1 pseudogene is annotated in these 400 nt (G+C 72.0%); it reads left to right on the plus strand.

Annotation, left to right across the window (positions count from 1 at the left end):
• Positions 1 to 341 (plus strand): annotated as a pseudogene (locus LPA54_RS41010) (glucose-1-phosphate cytidylyltransferase); the annotation flags it as partial.
• Positions 342 to 400: the final 59 nt, after the last annotated feature.

Below are 400 nucleotides of genomic sequence, written 5' to 3' on the forward strand. Positions count from 1 at the left end.
TGGTGCCGCCGCAGTCGTCGTTCCACTGCGTGGAGCTCGGCCAGGACGGCCTGGTGGGCGGCATCACCGCGGTGAGCGAGCTGCCGCTGTGGGAGAACGGCGGCTACTTCGTGCTGCGCCAGGAGATCTTCGACCACATCCCCGAGAACGGGGATCTCGTCGCCGACGGGTGTGGCCAACTGGCCAAGAGGGGAAGGCTCGTCGCGCATCAGCACCGCGGTTTCTGGAAGCCGACCGACACCGTGAAGGAGCGTGCGGCGCTGGACGACGCCTACGCCCGGGGGGACCGGCCGTGGGCCGTGTGGGAGCGGGAGCGTGCGGGGACGGGGGTGAGCGCGTGATCCGGCTGGGGACCGGGCGTCTCGAGCGGGTCGTCGCGGTGGGCGCGCACTGCGACGAC

It is taken from the genome of Streptomyces sp. DH12 (genome assembly GCF_020873895.1).
Classification (GTDB): Bacteria; Actinomycetota; Actinomycetes; order Streptomycetales; family Streptomycetaceae; genus Streptomyces.